We start from the raw sequence: 4356 nt of genomic DNA, 5'->3' as shown, positions 1-4356 counted from the left end.
GCCGGAGAGATGGGGCGGGATGTCCTCGTCCTCGATCTCGTTTTCCGAGCAGGAGATGACGCGCACCCACGGCTTGCCGTACTGCTTGATGGCCGGGAACAGGATGACGTTGTCGACGCAGATCACATCCGGCTTGATGGCTGAGAGAACGCGCGGCAGATCCTTCTGCGCCCATTTGGCGCTGTCGACGATCGCCGTCCAGCAATCCTTGACGTAGTTGTCGACCTGGTCGTAGGGCGATTTGCGGAAGTTCGGGATATGGCCGTTGATGAAATCCTCCCAGAATTTCGCCATCTGCTCGGGCGGCATCGGCTCCGACAGGTTCACCGGATGCGCCTCGAAGCCGTAGCCCTTGTAGACATCGACGAAGCCGGGGTCGGACAGGAACACCGCCTTGTGGCCGCGCGCTTCGACTGCCTGGGCGATACCGACGGAATTGAGCGCCGGGCCGTAGGCGGCTTCTGGAAAAAACGCGATCGTCTTCTGCGCCATCAGGCTTCTCCTGTCATTCTGCGAAAATTCTGACATCGGCGGCATCCCAGCCGAGTTCGACCTGGTCGCCCGACGAGACCGGCCGGCGGTCGGCGGCATCTGCGGTGACGCGCACCAGGAACGGCTTTGGCGACAGGGGCGTGCGGACATGCAGCTGCAGGTCCAGCCCCTGATAGGCCAGCGCCTCGACCGTGCCGGTGATGCGGTTGGCGGTTTCCGCCGATGGGAATAGCCGGATGCGCTCAGGGCGCACCGAAGCGACAGCGGATGCGCCGGGCGAGAGCGTTGCCGGAACCTTGCCTGATATGCGTGCGCCATTCGTGGCTACAACGCCATCGACGGCGGCTTGGCCCGGCACGAAATTCATCACGCCGATGAAGTCGGCGACGAAGCGATCGGCGGGGTGTTCGTAGATCGCGTGCGGCGTGTCGCATTGCAGCAATCTGCCGTCTTTCAGCACCGCCATGCGGTCGGCCATGACGAGCGATTCCTCCTGGTCATGGGTGACGATGACGAAGGTGATGCCGACCTCGTGCTGCAGGCGCTTCAATTCCAGCTGCATGGCGCCGCGCAGCTTCTTGTCGAGCGCGCCGAGCGGCTCGTCGAGCAGCAGCAGGCGAGGCCGCTTGACCAGCGCGCGGGCAAGCGCGACGCGCTGCTTCTGGCCGCCCGACAATTGCTCCGGCTTGCGGTCGGCGAAGGGGACGAGCTCGGTCGTCGCCAGGATGGCATCGACGCGGGAGCGGATTTCAGCTGTTGGCAAACGTTCCATCTCCAGGCCGTAGGAGACATTGGCGCGAACGCTCATATGCGGAAACAGCGCATAGGATTGGAACATCAGATTGACCGGCCGCTTGTTGGGCGGGGTTTTGGCGATGTCACGTCCGTCGAGCAGGATGCGCCCGTCATTGGGCGTCTCGAAACCGGCCAGCATGCGCAAGAGCGTGGTCTTGCCGCAGCCGGACGGGCCGAGCAAAGCGAAGAACTCGTTCTCGCGGATGTCGAGCGAGATGCCGTCGACGGCCATCACCCTGCCGAAATTCTTCGACACATGATCGATGGCCAGCAGAGTGCGGGGTTCGCTCATTGGCCGATGATCCCACGGTTGAGCCGCTGCGACAGGGTCAGCGCGGTGATCGAGACCGCCATGACGATGGTCGCCAGCGCGTTGATCTCCGGCGTGATGCCGAAGCGGATCATGGCGTAGATCTGCATCGGCAGCGTCGTCGAGGCGCGGCCGGCGCCAGCGGTGAAGAAGGCGATGATGAACTCGTCGACCGAGAGCGTGAAGGCGAGCAGCGCCCCTGCAATCACCGCCGGCGCGATGACCGGCAATGTCACCCGCCGGAAGGTGGTGAGCGCGGAGGCGCCGAGATCGGCGGAGGCCTCGACGATCGACCAGTCGAAACTCTTCAGCCGCGCGCGCACCACCGAGCAGACGAAGGCGAGGTTGAAGACGACATGGGCGAGGATGATGGTGTGCAGGCCCATGGTTAGATTGAGCATGGAGAAGAACGAGAGCAGCGCGATCGCCAGCACGATGTCGGGAATGATCATCGGTGCGAAAATCAGCGCTTCGAGGGCCTTGCCGTATTGCCGGCGCATCTCGATGCCGATCGCCAGCAGCGTGCCGAGCAGAGTGGCGATCGCGGTCGAGACCAGCGCCACGATCAGCGTGTTGAGGGCCGCGGACAGGATCGCCGAATTCGAGGCCAGCGAGACATACCATTTCAGGGAGAATCCCGACCATGCCGTCGGCAACCCGCCTTCGTTGAAGGACAGCGCCACCAGCACGGCGATCGGGATGTAGAGGAAAGCGAAGACCAGGCTGAGCACGAGCCAGAGCGTGCGCCGCGTGGCAGGGGAGCGCTCAGCCATCGGTGTCTCCGCCGGCTTGCGTGACGTGACCCGAGGCGCGATTGGCGGCCAGCGCTTGCGCCATCAGTACCAGAAGCATGATGGCAATCAGCGCCATCGCCAGTGCCGCCCCGAAAGGCCAGTCGTTGGCGGTCAGGAACTGGTCGTAGACGAGGTTGCCGATCATCTGGAAGCGGCCGCCGCCGAGCAGCGCGGGCGTGACGAAATTACCGATCGACAGCACGAAGACGAAGACCGCGCCGGCGGCGATGCCCGGTACGGTCAGCGGCAGGATGACACGACGGAACGTGGTGGCTGCCGAAGCGCCGAGATCACGCGAGGCCTCGGCGAGTTCCGGGTTGAGTCGCGACAGCGGCGCGTAGCAGGCGAGAATGACGAAGGGCAGGTAGTTATAGACCAGGCCGGCGATGACGGCGCCTTCGGTGTAGAGCATCGACGGCGGCTCGCCGGTGTAGCCGAACCAGCGCAGCAGCTGGGTAATCAGGCCTTCGCGGTTGAGCAGCACGATCCAGGCATAGGTGCGGATCAGATAGTTGGACCAGAACGGCAGCACGGCGAAGAACAGGAACACTGGCTGCCACCGGCGCGGTGCCGCCGATATCGCGTAGGCGGCAGCATAGCCGATCACCACCGCGATCAGGGTCGCGGTGCCGGCGATGCGCGCCGAATTGAGGAAGATGCCGGCATAGAGCGGGTCGAAGACCAGGCCGAAATTCTCCAGCGTGAAGGTGTATTCGATGCCGCCATAGATGCCACGCCGGAAGAAGGCGAGCGCCAGTACCAGCGCGCACGGCACCACCATCAAGGCCGCGAGCCAGGCCAGCGCCGGGGCCATCAGCAAGGAGGAACGAAGTCTGGTTGAGGACACGATTGGGTACCGCATTCAGCGGCCGACGGCGGAAACCCGCCGTCGGCCGTGGTCTCTGATGTGCCGCCGCTTACTGCGCAGCCTTGATCTCGCTGACGATCTTCGAATAGTCGCGCTGGGCGTCGCCGACGTCACGCAACTGCTCGAATTTGACGAGATCGGCCACCGGCATCGCCATGTTGGGGAATTTTGCCAGAAAATCGGCCGGCAGGCTCTCCATGGCCGGCTTGTTCGGCACCTTGTAGTCGATGTTCTGCGCCGCCCAGGCGTGGTTCTTGGCGTCGAGCATGAAGTTGATGAACTGGAAGGCGGCGTCCTTGTTGGCGGAGGCCTTCATCACCACCATCGTGTCGACCCAGAGGTCCGAACCTTCCTTGGGAATGACGTATTTGATCTCCGGCTTTTCGGCGATGCCGTAATTGCACCAGCCGTCCCAGGCCTGCACCATCAGTGCCTCGCCGGACACCAGCTTGGAATAGAAGGTGGTGTCGTCATAGGCGAGCAGGGTCTTCTTGGCCGAGATCAGCAGATCCTTGACCTCGGCCATCTTGGCCGGGTCGGTTTCGTTGACCGAATAGCCCTTGTCGAGCTGGCCGGCGGCCAGCAGCCAGCGGTCGGTCGCCAGCATGGTGGTCTTGCCCTTCAATTCGTCGGAGGGCGCGAGCAGGTCGCTCCAGCTGGCCGGTGCGACCTTCATCAGATCCGAGCGATAGCAGAGGCCGGTGGTGCCCCAGGTGTAGGGCACCGAGAAGGCATTGCCGACATCGTGCGGCAGCTTGGCTGCTTCCGGATAGAGGTTGGCGAGGTTGGGGATCTTGGCGTGGTCGATCGGCTCGGTCAGGCCGAGCTTGTTCAGCACCTCGGCGAAGGGTGAGGAGACAAAGACCACGTCATAGCCCTTGCCGCCGGCGGCGATCAGCTTGCCCATGATCTCTTCATTGGTGGCATGCACCACCACTTCGCCCGAAACGCCGGTTGCGGTCTTGAAGGCGGCCATGGCGTCGGGTGCCATGTAGCCGTCCCAGTTGGAAATGACGAGGTCGGCAGCCGTCGCCGGCGCGGACAGCGCCAAGGCCAGGCCAAGTGCGATCGAAGATGTTTTCAGCGCACGGCGCCGC

General features: G+C 63.8%; 4 protein-coding genes and 1 pseudogene. All 5 read right to left on the bottom strand.

Annotation, left to right across the window (positions count from 1 at the left end; all coding sequences use genetic code 11):
• Positions 1–492 (bottom strand): annotated as a pseudogene (locus EN969_RS18825) (glycosyl transferase family 1); the annotation flags it as partial.
• 13 nt (positions 493–505) lie between these two features.
• Positions 506–1579, bottom strand: coding sequence for an ABC transporter ATP-binding protein (locus EN969_RS18820; protein ID WP_024504743.1), 1074 nt, complete (start codon positions 1577–1579; stop codon positions 506–508).
• Positions 1576–2370, bottom strand: a complete 795-nt coding sequence (locus EN969_RS18815; RefSeq protein ID WP_063169496.1) for an ABC transporter permease — start codon at positions 2368–2370, stop codon at positions 1576–1578. The genes EN969_RS18820 and EN969_RS18815 overlap by 4 nt, the downstream gene beginning before the upstream one ends.
• Positions 2363–3205 carry an ABC transporter permease gene (locus EN969_RS18810; RefSeq protein ID WP_027163033.1) on the bottom strand — a complete coding sequence of 281 codons (843 nt, stop codon included), beginning with the start codon at positions 3203–3205 and terminating at the stop codon, positions 2363–2365. Before EN969_RS18810 ends, EN969_RS18815 begins: the two co-directional genes overlap by 8 nt.
• A 103-nt stretch (positions 3206–3308) precedes the next feature.
• Positions 3309–4356 (bottom strand): spermidine/putrescine ABC transporter substrate-binding protein (locus EN969_RS18805; RefSeq protein ID WP_245467461.1); only part of this gene is annotated, 1048 nt, incomplete at its 5' end.

The organism is Mesorhizobium sp. M7A.F.Ca.CA.003.01.2.1, from assembly GCF_003998945.1.
Lineage (GTDB): Bacteria > Pseudomonadota > Alphaproteobacteria > Rhizobiales > Rhizobiaceae > Mesorhizobium > Mesorhizobium ciceri.
This window is presented reverse-complemented; position numbering and strand designations above follow the sequence as displayed.